This is a genomic window from Serratia sp. B501 (assembly GCF_051172315.1).
Classification (GTDB): Bacteria; Pseudomonadota; Gammaproteobacteria; order Enterobacterales; family Enterobacteriaceae; genus Serratia; species Serratia ureilytica.
Genome location: NZ_JBPIZB010000005.1, coordinates 74800 through 90156, shown reverse-complemented (window position 1 = coordinate 90156; position 15357 = coordinate 74800). Strand labels below are relative to the sequence as shown.

General features: G+C 60.3%; 12 protein-coding genes. 6 read left to right on the top strand and 6 right to left on the bottom strand.

All coding sequences use genetic code 11. From position 1 onward, the window contains the following. Positions 1 to 25: 25 nt before the first annotated feature. Positions 26 to 964, bottom strand: a complete 939-nt coding sequence (locus tag ACSBQV_RS16640) for a TIGR01212 family radical SAM protein (protein ID WP_099783935.1) — start codon at positions 962 to 964, stop codon at positions 26 to 28. 692 nt (positions 965 to 1656) lie between these two features. Between ACSBQV_RS16640 and gltB the strand changes: the two genes are divergently transcribed. The 3 genes from gltB to ACSBQV_RS16625 all read left to right on the top strand — a co-directional run bounded on the left by gltB (position 1657) and on the right by ACSBQV_RS16625 (position 8196). Then, positions 1657 to 6126 (top strand): glutamate synthase large subunit, encoded by a 4470-nt coding sequence (gltB, locus tag ACSBQV_RS16635; protein ID WP_434991469.1) that lies wholly within the window; start codon positions 1657 to 1659, stop codon positions 6124 to 6126. Between the two features lie 7 nt (positions 6127 to 6133). Continuing rightward, entirely contained in the window at positions 6134 to 7552 is a 1419-nt protein-coding gene (locus ACSBQV_RS16630; RefSeq protein WP_033644505.1) for a glutamate synthase small subunit, read from the top strand. A gap of 164 nt (positions 7553 to 7716) precedes the next feature. Beyond that, complete coding sequence (locus ACSBQV_RS16625) at positions 7717 to 8196, top strand: hypothetical protein (RefSeq protein WP_099783931.1); 480 nt, start codon at positions 7717 to 7719, stop codon at positions 8194 to 8196. 62 nt (positions 8197 to 8258) lie between these two features. Here the strand turns inward: ACSBQV_RS16625 and sspB are convergent, their stop codons facing one another. The 5 genes from sspB to zapE form a co-directional block, all read right to left on the bottom strand. Further along, the gene (sspB, locus tag ACSBQV_RS16620) at positions 8259 to 8759 is read right to left on the bottom strand and encodes a ClpXP protease specificity-enhancing factor (protein ID WP_025304365.1); all 501 of its coding nucleotides are present in this window, start codon (positions 8757 to 8759) and stop codon (positions 8259 to 8261) included. Positions 8760 to 8764: 5 nt separating this feature from the next. Further along, positions 8765 to 9406 carry a stringent starvation protein SspA gene (sspA, locus tag ACSBQV_RS16615; RefSeq protein WP_004937082.1) on the bottom strand — a complete coding sequence of 214 codons (642 nt, stop codon included), beginning with the start codon at positions 9404 to 9406 and terminating at the stop codon, positions 8765 to 8767. A 325-nt stretch (positions 9407 to 9731) separates the two neighbouring features. Further along, the gene (rpsI, locus tag ACSBQV_RS16610; protein WP_004937080.1) at positions 9732 to 10124 is read right to left on the bottom strand and encodes a 30S ribosomal protein S9; all 393 of its coding nucleotides are present in this window, start codon (positions 10122 to 10124) and stop codon (positions 9732 to 9734) included. Between the two features lie 15 nt (positions 10125 to 10139). Continuing rightward, positions 10140 to 10568, bottom strand: a complete 429-nt coding sequence (gene rplM, locus ACSBQV_RS16605) for a 50S ribosomal protein L13 (RefSeq protein WP_004937079.1) — start codon at positions 10566 to 10568, stop codon at positions 10140 to 10142. A gap of 275 nt (positions 10569 to 10843) precedes the next feature. Next, positions 10844 to 11971 (bottom strand): cell division protein ZapE, encoded by a 1128-nt coding sequence (gene zapE, locus ACSBQV_RS16600; protein ID WP_072626925.1) that lies wholly within the window; start codon positions 11969 to 11971, stop codon positions 10844 to 10846. A 231-nt stretch (positions 11972 to 12202) separates the two neighbouring features. On the opposite strand from zapE, the gene zapG reads away from it, so the two are divergent. From zapG to degS, 3 genes are all read left to right on the top strand, one after another. After that, positions 12203 to 12604 (top strand): Z-ring associated protein ZapG, encoded by a 402-nt coding sequence (gene zapG, locus ACSBQV_RS16595; RefSeq protein WP_004937074.1) that lies wholly within the window; start codon positions 12203 to 12205, stop codon positions 12602 to 12604. Between the two features lie 173 nt (positions 12605 to 12777). Then, entirely contained in the window at positions 12778 to 14148 is a 1371-nt protein-coding gene (gene degQ, locus ACSBQV_RS16590; RefSeq protein ID WP_025304368.1) for a serine endoprotease DegQ, read from the top strand. 88 nt (positions 14149 to 14236) lie between these two features. Continuing rightward, positions 14237 to 15295, top strand: a complete 1059-nt coding sequence (degS, locus tag ACSBQV_RS16585) for an outer membrane-stress sensor serine endopeptidase DegS (RefSeq protein WP_033651254.1) — start codon at positions 14237 to 14239, stop codon at positions 15293 to 15295. Positions 15296 to 15357 lie beyond the last annotated feature (62 nt).

Sequence of the window (15357 nt, the reverse complement as noted above, 5' to 3'; positions counted from 1 at the left end):
GCCGAAGTGTGGCAAAGATTGCACTTCAGAGCGGCATTCCGGGGCGGTAGCGCCGCTTTTCATCCAGCGCGCTGCCCTGCCCGCCGTATTGCTGCAGATAAGCGCCGACCGCCTGCATGCCGCTCCAGCGGTTTTCGCACCACAGCGGCGCCAGCAGCGTCGGCCGACGGGCGCTGGCGGAAAGACGGTGGTACACCACCCCGCCCGGCGTATGGCGGATCATCTCCCCGGCGCTGACGGCGTAAGCTTCCAACGCCAGTTCGGGCAACCGCCCGGCATGCCACGCCCGCGCCAGGGTACTGCCGGTGACGACGTGCAGCGGATGCAGTTTGATGCCATCCACGCCGGTCTCCGTCACCCGCTGCAGCGTGAGCAGATGATCGCGCTGAGTTTCTCCCGGCAGCCCGACGATCAGATGGCAGCACACCTTCAGCCCGCGCTGCCGGGCCAGCCGCGCCGTCTGCTGATAACAGCGAAAATCATGGCCGCGGTTGATGCGCTTCAGCGTTTTATCGTGCGCCGTCTGCAACCCCAGCTCCAGCCACACTTCATAGCCTTGCTCGCGGTATCCCGTCAGCAGATCCAGCGCAGCGGGCGGCACGCAGTCCGGCCGGGTGCCGACGCACAGGCCGACCATGGCGCTCTGCGCCAACGCCTGCCGATACATCGACGCCAGCCGTTCAACCTCCGCATAGGTGCTGGTATAGGCCTGGAAATAGGCCAGATAGCGCCGCGCCCGATCGGCCCGAGCGGCCTGCTGCGCCAGCTGTTCGGCAATGCTCTGGCGTTGCATCGCTTCATCGGCGAACGAGGCGACATTGCAGAACGTACAGCCACCGCGCCCCAACGTGCCGTCGCGGTTAGGGCAGCTGAATCCACCGTGCAGCGTGAGTTTATGGATCTTTTCGCCATAGCGGCGCTGGAGATCCGCGCCAAACATATTGACTAATTGCGGCAACTGCATAATCTTGGTGCTTCTCTGTGTTCAAAGCCGCGATGCTAATAAGAAACGGTTTTTCCCGCGATGACAGAGATCAACGCTTTCCCCGCAAGGCGCCATCAGGCATAACTATTCATCATAAACGCAAATCAATTCACTCTAATTCTGATGAATTATTCTAATCGTCACGCAACCGTTAACGGCAATATGACAACACGGTGAAAAATAGTCATAAACATCAACTAAGCAATATCTTATAGAATAAAATTCTGACATTACCCCCCCGCACTAGCATGGTGCAGAGATTAAGGGGTTGCACTATAGTGAGACAGCTCACACTTCTGCGGGGATCGGCGTTGCCCCACGATAGTGCAAAAATGCATTAAAATACTTATTTTTCAAATAAATAAACATCATTAATTCGATAAGAATCTATCTTAAGCCCACATTTGACCTGCGAATTCTTTCTCGCTAAGTTGGAAGTCCGCTGGAAGCTTTCTGGACGGGCAAACGTCTCGTCATATTTATGCAGTAATTGAAGACTCCCTCTTAAAACAAGTCCTATACCACTTGTGAGACCGTCACGAGAGGCCATTGATGGAGGGCGGAAAAGCAGATTGGCGGGGTTAACTTGCTGATTGGACTTCTGCCTGAAATTGGGAAGCCCCCTCGCAGTAGGTTGTGAGAGTCACGCAGAGCCTGGGGAGGTTCACGATATGTTGTACGATAAATCCCAAGAGAGGGACAACTGTGGTTTCGGCCTGATCGCCCATATAGAAGGCGAACCTAGCCACAAGGTGGTGCGCACCGCCATTCACGCGCTGGCCCGCATGCAGCACCGCGGCGCGATCCTCGCCGACGGCAAGACCGGCGACGGCTGCGGCCTGTTGCTGCAAAAACCCGATCGTTTCTTCCGCATGGTGGCGGAAGAGCGCGGCTGGCGTTTGGCCAAGAACTACGCCGTCGGCATGATGTTCCTCAGCCAGAATGAAGAGGAAGCGCGCCTCAGCCGCCGCATCGTGGAAGAAGAGCTGCAAAACGAAACGCTGTCGATCGTCGGCTGGCGCGAAGTGCCGACCAACCCGGACGTGCTGGGTGAAATCGCCCTCTCCTCCCTGCCGCGCATCGAGCAAATCTTCGTTAACGCCCCGGCCGGCTGGCGCCCGCGTGATATGGAGCGCCGCCTGTTCGTGGCGCGTCGCCGCATCGAGAAACGCGTGGAGGACGACAGTTTCTACGTCTGCAGCTTCTCTAACCTGGTGACGATCTATAAAGGCCTGTGCATGCCTGCGGATCTGCCGCGCTTCTATCTCGATCTGGCGGACCTGCGCCTGGAGTCGGCCATTTGCCTGTTCCACCAGCGCTTCTCCACCAACACCGTGCCGCGCTGGCCGCTGGCGCAGCCGTTCCGCTACCTGGCGCACAACGGCGAAATCAACACCATCACCGGCAACCGCCAGTGGGCGCGCGCCCGTACCTATAAATTCCAAACGCCGCTGATCCCGGATCTGCAGGCCGCCGCGCCGTTCGTCAACGAAACCGGCTCCGACTCCAGTTCGCTGGACAACATGCTGGAGCTGCTGCTGGCGGGCGGGATGGATCTCATCCGCGCCATGCGCCTGCTGGTGCCGCCGGCCTGGCAGAACAACCCGGACATGGACGGCGATCTGCGCGCCTTCTTCGACTTCAACTCGATGCACATGGAGCCGTGGGACGGCCCGGCCGGCATCGTGATGTCCGACGGCCGCTACGCCGCCTGTAACCTCGATCGCAACGGCCTGCGCCCGGCGCGCTACGTGATCACCAAAGACAAGCTGATCACCTGCGCCTCCGAAGTCGGCATCTGGGATTACCAGCCGGATGAAGTGGTGGAAAAAGGCCGCGTCGGCCCCGGCGAGCTGATGGTGATCGACACCCGCAGCGGCCGCATCCTGCACTCGGCGGAAACCGACAACGATCTGAAAAGCCGCCACCCGTATAAAGAGTGGATGGAGAAAAACGTCAAACGCCTGGTGCCGTTCGAAGATCTGCCGGACGATCAGGTCGGCAGCCGCGAGCTCGACGACGCGCAGCTCGAAACCTATCAGAAACAGTTCGGCTACAGCAGTGAAGAGCTGGATCAGGTGATCCGCGTGCTGGGCGAAATTGGCCAGGAAGCCACCGGTTCGATGGGCGACGATACCCCGTTCGCCGTGCTCTCCAGCCGGCCGCGCATCGTTTACGACTATTTCCGCCAGCAGTTCGCGCAGGTCACCAATCCGCCGATCGATCCGCTGCGCGAAGCGCACGTCATGTCGCTGGCCACCAGCATCGGCCGCGAAATGAACGTGTTCTGCGAAGCCGAAGGCCAGGCGCACCGCCTGAGCTTCAAATCGCCGATCCTGCTGTACTCCGATTTCAAACAGCTCACCACGCTGGAAGGCGAATACTATCGCGCCGAGACCCTCGATCTGACCTTCGATCCGCAGCAGCAGGATCTGGAGCAGACCATTCGCGCCCTGTGCGACGAAGCGGAACGCAAGGTGCGTGAAGGTGCGGTGCTGTTGGTGCTGTCCGACCGCGCCATCGCGCCCGGCCGCCTGCCGGTGCCTGCTCCGATGGCAGTCGGCGCCGTGCAAACCCGCCTGGTGGAAAAAAGCCTGCGCTGCGACGCCAACCTGATCGTTGAAACCGCCAGCGCCCGCGATCCGCACCACTTCGCCGTACTGCTCGGCTTCGGCGCGACCGCCATCTATCCGTATCTGGCGTATGAAACCCTGGCCAAGCTGGTGGACAGCCAGGCGATCGACAAGAAATACCGCGACGTGATGCTGAACTACCGCAACGGCATCAACAAAGGCCTGTACAAGATCATGTCCAAGATGGGCATTTCGACCATCGCCTCTTACCGCTGCTCCAAGCTGTTCGAAGCGGTCGGCCTGCACCGCGATCTGGCGGATCTGTGCTTCCAGGGCGTGGTCAGCCGCATTGGCGGCGCCAGCTTCAGCGATTTCCAGCAGGATCTGCAGAACCTTTCCAAGCGCGCCTGGCTGAAACGCAAACCGCTGGAGCAAGGCGGCCTGCTGAAATTCGTGCACGGCGGCGAATACCACGCCTACAACCCGGACGTGGTGAACTCGCTGCAAAAAGCGGTGCACAGCGGCGAGTACAGCGACTATCAGGCTTACGCCAAGCTGGTGAACGAGCGGCCGGTCGCCATGCTGCGCGATTTGCTGGCCATCACGCCGAAAGGCGAACCGATCCCGGTCGATCAGGTCGAACCGGCGGAATCGCTGTTCAAACGCTTCGACACGGCGGCGATGTCGATCGGCGCGCTGAGCCCGGAAGCGCACGAGTCACTGGCGATCGCCATGAACGGCCTCGGCGGCTTCTCCAACTCCGGCGAAGGCGGCGAAGATCCGGCGCGCTACCGCACCAACAAGGTGTCGCGCATCAAACAGGTGGCCTCCGGCCGCTTCGGCGTAACGCCGGCCTACCTGGTGAACGCCGACGTGATCCAGATTAAGGTGGCGCAAGGCGCCAAGCCGGGCGAAGGCGGCCAGCTGCCGGGCGACAAAGTCACCCCGTACATCGCCAGACTGCGTTACTCGGTGCCGGGCGTGACGCTGATCTCCCCACCGCCGCACCACGACATCTATTCGATCGAAGATCTGGCGCAGCTGATCTTCGATCTGAAGCAGGTCAACCCGAAGGCGGTGATCTCGGTGAAACTGGTGTCCGAGCCGGGCGTCGGCACCATCGCCACCGGCGTGGCGAAAGCCTATGCCGATCTGATCACCATCGCCGGTTACGACGGCGGCACCGGCGCCAGCCCGCTGTCCTCGGTGAAATATGCCGGCTGCCCATGGGAACTGGGCCTGGTGGAAACCCAGCAGGCGCTGGTGGCCAACGGTCTGCGCCACAAGATCCGCCTGCAGGTGGACGGTGGCCTGAAAACCGGCGTGGACATCGTCAAAGCGGCGATCCTGGGCGCGGAAAGCTTCGGCTTCGGCACCGGGCCGATGGTGGCGCTGGGCTGCAAATACCTGCGCATCTGCCACCTCAACAACTGCGCGACCGGCGTCGCGACGCAGGACGACAAGCTGCGCCGCGATCACTACCACGGCCTGCCGGAACGCGTGACGAATTACTTCCAGTTTATCGCGCGTGAAACCCGCGAGATCATGGCGCAACTTGGCGTGAGCCAGTTGGTGGATCTGATCGGCCGCACCGAGTTCCTGACCGAGCTGGACGGCATTTCCGCCAAGCAGAACAAGCTGGATCTGTCGCCGCTGCTGAAAACCGCCACGCCGCATCCGGGTAAAGCGGTGTACTGCACCGAAAGCAGCAACCCGGCGTTCGACAAGGGCCTGCTGAACAAAGAGCTGCTGGCGCAGGCACAGCCGCATATCGAAGCGAAACAGGGTAAAACCTTCTACTTCGACATTCGCAACACTGACCGCTCCGTGGGCGCCATGCTGTCCGGCGCTATCGCCAACGTGCACGGCGATCAGGGCATGGCGGCCGATCCGATCAAGGCGCACTTCTCCGGCACCGCCGGGCAGAGCTTCGGCGTCTGGAACGCCGGCGGCGTCGAGCTGACCCTGACCGGCGACGCCAACGACTATGTCGGCAAAGGCATGGCCGGCGGCAGCATCGCGGTGCGTCCGCCGATCGGCTCCGCCTTCCGCAGCCATGAAGCCAGCATCGTCGGCAACACCTGCCTGTACGGCGCCACCGGCGGCAAGCTGTTCGCCGCCGGCCGCGCGGGCGAGCGTTTCGCGGTGCGCAACTCCGGCGCCATCACCGTGGTGGAAGGCATCGGCGACAACGGCTGCGAATACATGACCGGCGGCATCGTCTGCGTGCTGGGTAAAACCGGCATCAACTTCGGCGCCGGCATGACCGGCGGCTTCGCCTACGTGCTGGACGAAGACGGCGAGTTCCGCAAGCGCGTGAACCCGGAGCTGGTGGAAGTGCTGGATGTCGATCAGTTGGCGATCCATGAGGAGCATCTGCGCGGCCTGATCACCGAACACGTGCAGGCGACCGGCTCTTCCCGCGCGGAAGAGATCCTGGCCAACTGGCCGGAGTGGGCGCCGAAGTTCGCCCTGGTCAAACCGAAGTCCAGCGATGTCAAAGCGCTGTTGGGTCACCGTAGCCGTTCCGCAGCCGAGCTGCGGGTGCAGGCGCAGTGTAAGAGGTAGGTCATTAATGAGCCAGAACGTTTATCAATTTATCGACCTGCAGCGTGTTGATCCGCCTAAGAAACCGCTGAAGATCCGCAAAATCGAGTTCGTCGAGATCTACGAACCGTTTTCGGAAACCCAGGCCAAAGCCCAGGCGGACCGCTGTCTGTCCTGCGGCAACCCGTATTGCGAGTGGAAGTGCCCGGTGCACAACTACATCCCGAACTGGCTGAAGCTGGCCAACGAAGGCCGCATCATGGAAGCGGCGGACCTGGCGCATCAGACCAACAGCCTGCCGGAGGTGTGCGGCCGCGTATGCCCGCAGGATCGCCTGTGCGAAGGGTCTTGCACCCTGAACGACGAGTTCGGCGCGGTCACCATCGGCAATATCGAGCGTTACATCAGCGATAAGGCCATCGAAATGGGCTGGAAGCCGGACATGTCGCACGTGCAGCCGACCGGCAAGCGCGTGGCGATCGTCGGTGCCGGCCCCGCCGGTCTGGCCTGCGCTGACGTGCTGACCCGCAACGGCGTCAAGGCGGTGGTGTATGACCGTCATCCTGAGATCGGCGGTCTGCTGACCTTCGGCATCCCGGCCTTCAAGCTGGAAAAGGAAGTGATGGTCAAACGCCGCGGCATCTTCAGCGAGATGGGCATCGAGTTCCAGCTGAATACCGAAGTGGGCAAAGACGTCAGCATGGAGACTTTGCTGAGCGAGTACGATGCGGTGTTCCTCGGCGTCGGCACCTATCAATCGATGCGTGGCGGGCTGGAGAATGAGGATGCGCAGGGCGTGTACGACGCGCTGCCGTTCCTGATCGCCAACACCAAGCAGCTGATGGGGTATGAAACCGAGCAGCACGAGCCTTATGTCAGCATGGAAGGCAAACGGGTGGTGGTGCTGGGCGGCGGCGATACCGCCATGGACTGTGTGCGCACCTCGGTGCGTCAGGGCGCGACGCAGGTCACCTGCGCCTACCGCCGCGACGAAGCCAACATGCCGGGTTCCAAACGCGAAGTGAAGAACGCGCGGGAAGAAGGGGTGGACTTCCAGTTCAACCTGCAGCCGCTGAGCATCGAACTGAACAGCGCCGGCCGCGTGGCCGGGGTGAAAATGGTGCGCACTCAGCTGGGCGCACCGGATGCCAACGGCCGCCAGGCGGCGGAGCAGGTGCCGGGGTCCGAACACGTGATCGACGCCGACGCGGTGGTGATGGCGTTCGGCTTCCGCCCACACCGTATGGACTGGCTGGCGGCGCACGACGTGCAGCTCGATAAACAGGGCCGCATCGTGGCGCCGGAAGGCAGCGACAACGCATTCCAGACCAGCAACCCGAAAATCTTCGCCGGTGGCGACGCGGTCCGCGGCTCCGACCTGGTGGTGACGGCGATCGCCGAAGGCCGCAAAGCGGCAGACGGCATCATGAACTACCTGGAAGTGTAAACCTTCCGTACCGCCAAAGGCCCGGCACATTGCCGGGCCTTTGTTTTAATCGGCCACGCTTTGTAACAACCTCCCCCCTCCTCACTGCCTCAACGCGCTATAGTATTGAGTTAGCACCATTGCAGGGCGCGGCTGCGCCTGACACCGAGATAAGGATAGCGAACATGAAATGCTCCATTTCCCTGTTGGCCAGCGCGCTGCTGGCCGTCAGTTTCAGCGCCTCAGCCCTGGCGCTGGATTCGCAGGAGGTTGGTTACAATATCGAAGCGCGCGGCGCGCGGCCGGTCGTGGCGCAGTTGGGCAAGGCCGGGCAGTTCGGCGCCGTGGAAAACAGCATCCGGTTGGGGGACGACAGCTGGATTGCCCTGGCGCCCAAGCTGGCCGGCGGCGGCAATGCCGGATTTACCGCCGGCATTAAATCTGCCCTCTCCGCCGCCCTGATCTACAACCCGGCGGCGGTATTGCAGGCGCTCAACAAAGGCAACGATCTGCCGCTCAATGACATCTGCACCGCGCCGCCGGAAGTGCAAGGCGACACCGCCATCACCAGCTTCCGTGAGCGCGCGGCCCGCGCGCTGTCCACCGTGCGCGTAGGCGATCTCAGCGCGCCGCGCGATGCCTGCATTGCCGCCTTGAAAGGCTGATCCACTTCGTCCGGGCAAAAAAAAGCACCCCACGGGGTGCTTTTTCGTTTGTTCACGCGGGCTTATTTCACCACGCGCAGCGCCGGGCGGCCACCGCGCGGCGGCTGCGGCGGTTCGTCGTCCGGGCCGTCATCTTCCGCGGTATCCGGGCGATCGCCGTCGATCACTGACATCAACGTTTCCGAAGGGATCGTCTCATTGTCCAAACCTTCGAACACGCCTTCGCTTTCATCGTAGGCGGCTTCCGGTTCAAACATCGTGCCGGCGCCGTTCTCACGCGCATAAATCGCCAGCACGGCGGCCATCGGCACCGAAACCTGGCGCGGCACGCCGCCGAAGCGCGCGTTGAACTGCACGTCTTCGTTGCCCAACGCCAGGTTGCCTACCGCGCGCGGCGCGATATTCAACACGATCTGGCCATCGCGCGCGAACTCCATCGGCACCTGAACATCAGGGCGAGTCACGTCGACCACCAGGTGCGGCGTCAGCTGGTTATCCAGCAGCCAGTCGTAGAACGCCCGCAGCAGATACGGGCGACGCGGCGTCATCTGAGACATGTCCATCGCGCTTAGCCCCGGGTTTGCAGGCGCATTTCACGCTCGGCTTCGGTCAGGGAAGCCAGGAAAGCGTCGCGTTCGAAGACGCGGGTCATGTAGCCTTTCAACTCTTTGGAGCCGGCGCCGCTCAACTCGATGCCCAGCTGCGGCAGACGCCACAACAGCGGTGCCAGGTAGCAATCCACCAGGCTGAACTCTTCGCTCATGAAATACGGCGCCTGGCCGAAAATAGGCGCGATCGCCAGCAGCTCTTCACGCAGCTGGCGGCGGGCGGATTCTGCTTCCTGACCGCTGCTCTTCTCGATCTTGTCCATCAGCGAGTACCAGTTCTTCTCGATGCGCAGCATCATCAGACGGCTCTCACCACGGGCAACCGGGTAAACCGGCATCAGCGGCGGGTGCGGGAAGCGCTCATCCAGGTATTCCATGATGATGCGGGATTCATACAGGGTCAGTTCGCGATCGACCAGCGTAGGCACCGTCTGATAAGGGTTGAGGTCAATCAGATCTTGCGGCAGGTTATCCATTTCGACCTGCTCGATCTCGACGCTGACACCTTTCTCCGCCAGTACGATGCGTACTTGATGGCTAAAAATGTCGGTCGGGCCAGAGAACAGCGTCATTACCGAACGTTTGTTGGCAGCGACAGCCATGAAAACCTCCAAGTTATCTAGAAAATACTGCGAATAGCCAACTGACAGGCTGCTATCCTGAATAATCTTGCCGCAGGCCGGCAGCACGCAGCGCGACCCGAACCCATAAAAAACCGGCCCAGGAGGTCAACTGCACGGCGAACAGGCGCAAAAGTGGGTGATAGTTTACCAGATTTTGCTTGTTTTGTGGGGGCGCTGCGGCGAATTCATGTTGAATTGTCTGATATGCCACAGATTTTAGTCGGGGAAGGCGAATTTCAGGCATAAAAAAACCCGGTGAAGCACCGGGTTTTTTGCGTAAATCGCACTGCCGAAGCAGCGGAAATTAACGCTTGGAGAACTGCGGACGACGACGTGCTTTACGCAGACCGACTTTCTTACGTTCAACCTGACGAGCGTCACGGGTGACGAAGCCAGCTTTACGCAGTTCAGAACGCAGAGTCTCATCGTACTCCATCAGTGCACGGGTGATACCGTGACGGATAGCGCCAGCTTGACCGGAGATACCACCACCTTTAACGGTGATGTACAGATCCAGTTTGCCAACCATGTCGACCAGTTCCAGCGGCTGACGAACTACCATGCGGGCAGTTTCGCGACCGAAGTACTGTTCCAGGCTGCGCTGGTTGATAACGATGTTACCGTTGCCCGGCTTGATGAAGACGCGAGCGGCGGAGCTTTTGCGGCGACCAGTGCCGTAGTATTGATTTTCAGCCATTGCCATTAATCCCGATTAAATGTCCAGAACTTGCGGTTGCTGTGCCGCGTGATTGTGCTCGGTGCCCGCGTAAACTTTCAGTTTACGGAACATAGCACGACCCAGCGGGCCCTTTGGCAGCATGCCTTTAACCGCGATTTCAATCACGCGCTCAGGACGGCGGGCAATCATCTCTTCAAAGGTCGCTTGCTTGATACCACCGATGTGGCCGGTGTGGTGGTAGTACACTTTGTCTGTACGCTTGTTGCCGGTTACAGCAACTTTGTCAGCGTTCAGAACGATGATGTAATCACCGGTATCCACGTGCGGGGTGTATTCCGCTTTATGCTTGCCGCGCAGGCGACGAGCCAGTTCAGTAGCGAGACGGCCTAAAGTTTTACCATCTGCATCAACAACGTACCAGTCGCGTTTTACGGTTTCTGGTTTAGCTGTAAAAGTTTTCATTAGAAAGCTTACCCAATAATTAGTTACACGTTGGTGAACACCCAAACGCTCGAAAACAGTTGAGGCTCACACGACCATACAAGTCCAGCAAACCTACCCCTTCGAATAGCCATTGCCGGCACTATAAAGTTTTTGGGAAAAAAAACTTTGTTGTAACGTGGGGTCGCAAGATTATAGAGAAGTCGCTCACAAAGATCGAACGGTTTTTGAATGGAAAATAAATTTATCGCCGGCGGCGGACAACCGGCGATACGGCGGCGGCAAGCCCGGCAGACTCAGGGCAAATGCGGCAGCTTGAGGTACTCTTCGCTCTGCATTTCCTGCAGGCGCGACAGGCAGCGCTGGAATTCAAATTTCAGCTGCACCCCCTGATAGATCTCGAACATCGACGCTTCAGCGCCGATCACCAGCTTGATGTGCCGCTCGTAGAATTCGTCCACCAACGCCAGGAAACGGCGCGCGGTATTCTCTTTCAGCGGCCCCATCACCCGCACATTATACAGGATCACGCTGTGATACAGCCGCGACAGCGCGATGTAGTCCAGTTGGCTGCGCGCCTCTTCGCACAGTGTGTGGAAATCCACCGCCAGCACGCCGTCCACCGAACGGATAGCCTGCAGCGGCCGATGGTTGATCTGCAACACCGGCGCGTCATCCCCCGCCTTGCCCGCCAGCTTAACGAACATCCGATCCAGCGTCTCGCGCGTCTGGTCGCTCAGCGGCGTCAGGTAGAGGTGCGCCTGGGTCAGGGTACGCAGACGATAGTCGATGCCGGCGTCGACGTTCATCACGTCGCAGTACTCGTTGATCAGATCGATGGCCGGCAGGAAACGCGCCCGCTGCAGACCGTTGCGGTACAGATCGTCCGGCGGGATGTTCGACGTGGCCACCAGCGTAATGCCGCGCGCGAACAGCGCCTGCAGCAGCGTGGCCAGCAGCATGGCGTCGGTGATGTCGGACACGAAGAATTCGTCGAAACACAGCACGTCGGTCTCGGCCTTAAAGCCGTCGGCGACGATTTCCAGCGGGTTTTCCCGCCCCTGCAACTCGGTCAGCTCTTCATGCACCCGCAGCATGAAGCGGTGAAAGTGCAGACGCATTTTGCGATCGCCCGGCAAACTGTGGAAGAACATATCCATCAACCAGGTTTTGCCGCGCCCGACGCCACCCCACATATACAGCCCCTGCACCGGGCGCTGCGGCGCCGTGTCGCCGCCCTTGCCCAGCAAGCGGCTGAGCTTACCGCGCAGCCCACCGGCAGGCGCGCTCGCCGCCGGCTTTTGCAACAGAGCCTGATAAATGCGATCCAGTTGAGTGACGGCCCGGCGTTGAACCTCATCGGCCTGATATTCCCCCGCATCCAGCGCCTGCTGGTAGCGAGATAACGGTGATAGTGCCTGCATCTGTTCGATGTTCCCTAAGAACGCTTAGAAATTATTTAGCCAACGTTGGCGGCAAGTTGATGCCGATTCGCACCGTTATCGCCACAAATGCCCGCTGCGGGCGCCGCTGAAAACCCTGTAAAAATTAGGTGGAAGCGCATCAGGATTCCACTCGGACAAGGTTAACGGTTATAGTGGATATTATTAAGTGAAAAATCCCTGCGGAACAACGAAGTCAAAATAGGAGTCATCATGACCTGGGAGTATGCGCTGATTGGTTTGGTCGTCGGTATCGTGATTGGTGCGGTGGCGATGCGTTTTGGCAACCGTAAATTACGTCAACAACAAGTCCTGCAGAACGAGCTGGACAAGAGCAAAACCGAGCTGGAAGAGTACCGTCAGGAGCTGGTCGGCCACTTTGCCCGCAGCGCCGAGCTGCTGGACAACATGGCGCGCGATTATCGTCAGCTGTATCAGCACATGGCGAAAAGCTCGAACAACCTGCTGCCGGATCTGCCGATGCAGGAAAATCCGTTCCGCTATCGCCTGACCGAAGCGGAAGCAGACAACGATCAAGCGCCGGTGGAAATGCCGCGCGACTATTCGGAAGGCGCCTCCGGCCTGCTGCGCGGGCAAAGCGCGCGCCGCGACTGACCCCCTTCGCCCGCGGGGCCACCCGCGGGCTTCCTCCGTTTACCGTCTTGACCTTCCCTCGTATTACCTTTACTGAACTTTGCACGCAAATTCACGGTCTTACCCTTCACTATGACAAGGTGATTGCCTTATCATCAAATTTTCATCGGCAGGTATTGAGAGAGTTATAATCAATGAAGAAAAAGTCGTTAATTCTTAGTGCATTGGCAATGAGCCTCGGCCTGACGCTCAGCTCCGTACCGGTGGCCAACGCGGCCCTGCCCGTCGCCGTTCAGGGGCAGCCGCTGCCGAGCCTGGCGCCGATGCTGGAAAAAGTCTTGCCCGCCGTAGTGAGCGTGCATGTCGCCGGCACTCAGGTGCAGCGTCAACAACTGCCGGAAGAGTTCAGACGCTTCTTCGGCCCTAACTTCCCCGGCCAGCAGCAAAGCTCCCGTCCGTTTGAAGGGCTGGGCTCCGGCGTGATCATCGACGCCGCCAAAGGTTATGTGCTGACCAACAACCACGTCATCAACAACGCCGATAAAATCCGCGTGCAGTTGAACGACGGTCGCGAGCTGGACGCCAAGCTGGTCGGCCGCGATGAGCAATCCGACATCGCCCTGCTGCAGCTCAGCGACACCAAAAACCTGACCGCCATCAAGATGGCCGATTCCGATCAGCTGCGCGTCGGTGACTTTGCCGTCGCGGTCGGCAACCCGTTTGGCTTGGGCCAAACCGCCACTTCCGGCATTATCTCGGCGCTGGGCCGCTCCGGCCTGAATCTGGAAGGGCTGGAAAACTTCATTCAGACCGACGCCTCCATCAACCGCGGCAACTCCGGCGGCGCGCTGGTTAACCTGAACGGCGAGCTGATCGGCATTAATACCGCCATTCTGGCGCCGAGCGGCGGCAACGTTGGCATCGGTTTCGCCATTCCGAGCAATATGGCGCAGAACCTGAGCCAGCAGCTGATTGAATTCGGCGAAGTGAAACGCGGCCTGCTGGGCATCAAGGGCAGCGAAATGACCCCGGATATGGCCAAAGCCTTCAACACCGACGCGCAGCGCGGCGCCTTCGTCAGCGAAGTGCTGCCGAAATCCGCCGCCGCCAAGGCGGGCATCAAGGCCGGGGATATCCTGGTCTCCGTCGACGGTAAACCGGTGAGCAGCTTCGCCGAACTGCGCGCCAAAGTCGGCACCACCGCGCCGGGCAAAACCCTCAAGGTGGGCCTGCTGCGCGATGGCAAACCGCAGGAAGTCTCGGTCACGCTGGACAACAGCGAGAGCGCCTCGACCAACGCCGAAACGCTGTCGCCGGCGCTGCAGGGTGTTTCCCTCAGCAATGGCGCGTTGCCGAGCGGCGACAAGGGCGTGAAGGTGGAGAACGTGGATAAAGGGTCAACGGCGGCGCAGATCGGCCTGCAGAAAGGCGACGTGATCATCGGCGTCAACCGTCAGCGCGTGGACAACATCACCACGCTGCGTAAAGTGTTGGAGGCCAAGCCACCGGTGATGGCGCTCAATATCGTGCGCGGCAACGAAACCATTTATCTGCTGCTGCGTTAATTTGTGCAAAAACCGGGCTCGGTGACATACTGCGCCCGGTTAACTCATGCTATCCTCCGAACATCGTTCACCACACCACGAAAACTCCATGTTTGCTAAGCTCTTGCGTTCTGTCGTTATCGGTCTCATCGTTGCCGGCCTGCTGTTGGCCGCACTGCCCATGCTGCGTTCTTCCAACGGCCTGTTTGCAGACAAACCTGAGAGCACCAGCGACGAAACGCCAGTGAGCTACAACAAAGCGGTGCGCCGCGCCGCGCCCGCCGTGGTGAACATTTACAACCGCAACCTGAACGGCGCCGCCAACGTGCTGTCGCTCGGTTCCGGCGTGATCATGAATGAACGCGGCTATATCATCACCAACCGCCACGTGATCAAAGACGCTCAGCAGATCACCGTGGTGTTGCAGGATGGCCGCCGCTACGAAGCGCTGTTGGTCGGCTCGGACGGCCTGACCGATTTGGCGGTGCTGAAGATCGATCCCGGCAATTTGCCGGTGATCCCGACCAATAAAAATCGCGTTGCCCACGTCGGCGACGTCGTGCTGGCGATCGGCAACCCCTATAACCTGGGGCAGACCGTCACACAGGGCATCCTCAGCGCCACCGGCCGCATCAGTATGAGCACCACCGGCCGACAGACGTTCCTGCAGACCGACGCCTCCATCAACCGCGGCAACTCCGGCGGCGCGCTGGTCAACTCGCTGGGCGAGCTGATCGGCATCAACACCCTGACCTATGACAAAATTACCGACGGCGAAACGCCGGAGGGCCTCGGCTTCGCCATTCCGATCGAACTGGCCACCAAAATCATGGACAAGCTGATCCGCGACGGCCGCGTCATCCGCGGCTATTTCGGCATTCAGGGCAAAGAGATCATTCCGCTGCGCTCGTCCAATTCCGGCATCGATCGCCTTCAAGGCATCATCGTGACCGAGATTACGCCGAACGGCCCGGCGAGCAGCGCCGGCTTCCAGATCAACGACATCATCATCAACGTGGATAACAAACCGGCGGTGTCCGTGCTGGAGACCATGGATCAGGTGGCGGAGATCAGACCGGGCACCGAGATACCGGTTATTGTGCTGCGTGACGGCAAGCGCATTACGTTGAAAATGACGGTGGGTGAATTCCCGGAAGACAGCAATTAAAAAAGGGCCGGCATTGATAGCCGGCCCTTTGATTTTCATCCTGCCGACGCAGCCGCGCCGGC

What these genes read in the sequence shown, in the direction of transcription:
- ACSBQV_RS16640 (WP_099783935.1), bottom strand. Translation starts at nt 964, where the DNA reads ATGCAGTTGCCGCAATTAGTCAATATGTTTGGCGCGGATCTCCAGCGC.
- gltB (WP_434991469.1), top strand. Translation starts at nt 1,657, where the DNA reads ATGTTGTACGATAAATCCCAAGAGAGGGACAACTGTGGTTTCGGCCTG.
- ACSBQV_RS16630 (WP_033644505.1), top strand. Translation starts at nt 6,134, where the DNA reads ATGAGCCAGAACGTTTATCAATTTATCGACCTGCAGCGTGTTGATCCG.
- ACSBQV_RS16625 (WP_099783931.1), top strand. Translation starts at nt 7,717, where the DNA reads ATGAAATGCTCCATTTCCCTGTTGGCCAGCGCGCTGCTGGCCGTCAGT.
- sspB (WP_025304365.1), bottom strand. Translation starts at nt 8,759, where the DNA reads ATGGACATGTCTCAGATGACGCCGCGTCGCCCGTATCTGCTGCGGGCG.
- sspA (WP_004937082.1), bottom strand. Translation starts at nt 9,406, where the DNA reads ATGGCTGTCGCTGCCAACAAACGTTCGGTAATGACGCTGTTCTCTGGC.
- rpsI (WP_004937080.1), bottom strand. Translation starts at nt 10,124, where the DNA reads ATGGCTGAAAATCAATACTACGGCACTGGTCGCCGCAAAAGCTCCGCC.
- rplM (WP_004937079.1), bottom strand. Translation starts at nt 10,568, where the DNA reads ATGAAAACTTTTACAGCTAAACCAGAAACCGTAAAACGCGACTGGTAC.
- zapE (WP_072626925.1), bottom strand. Translation starts at nt 11,971, where the DNA reads ATGCAGGCACTATCACCGTTATCTCGCTACCAGCAGGCGCTGGATGCG.
- zapG (WP_004937074.1), top strand. Translation starts at nt 12,203, where the DNA reads ATGACCTGGGAGTATGCGCTGATTGGTTTGGTCGTCGGTATCGTGATT.
- degQ (WP_025304368.1), top strand. Translation starts at nt 12,778, where the DNA reads ATGAAGAAAAAGTCGTTAATTCTTAGTGCATTGGCAATGAGCCTCGGC.
- degS (WP_033651254.1), top strand. Translation starts at nt 14,237, where the DNA reads ATGTTTGCTAAGCTCTTGCGTTCTGTCGTTATCGGTCTCATCGTTGCC.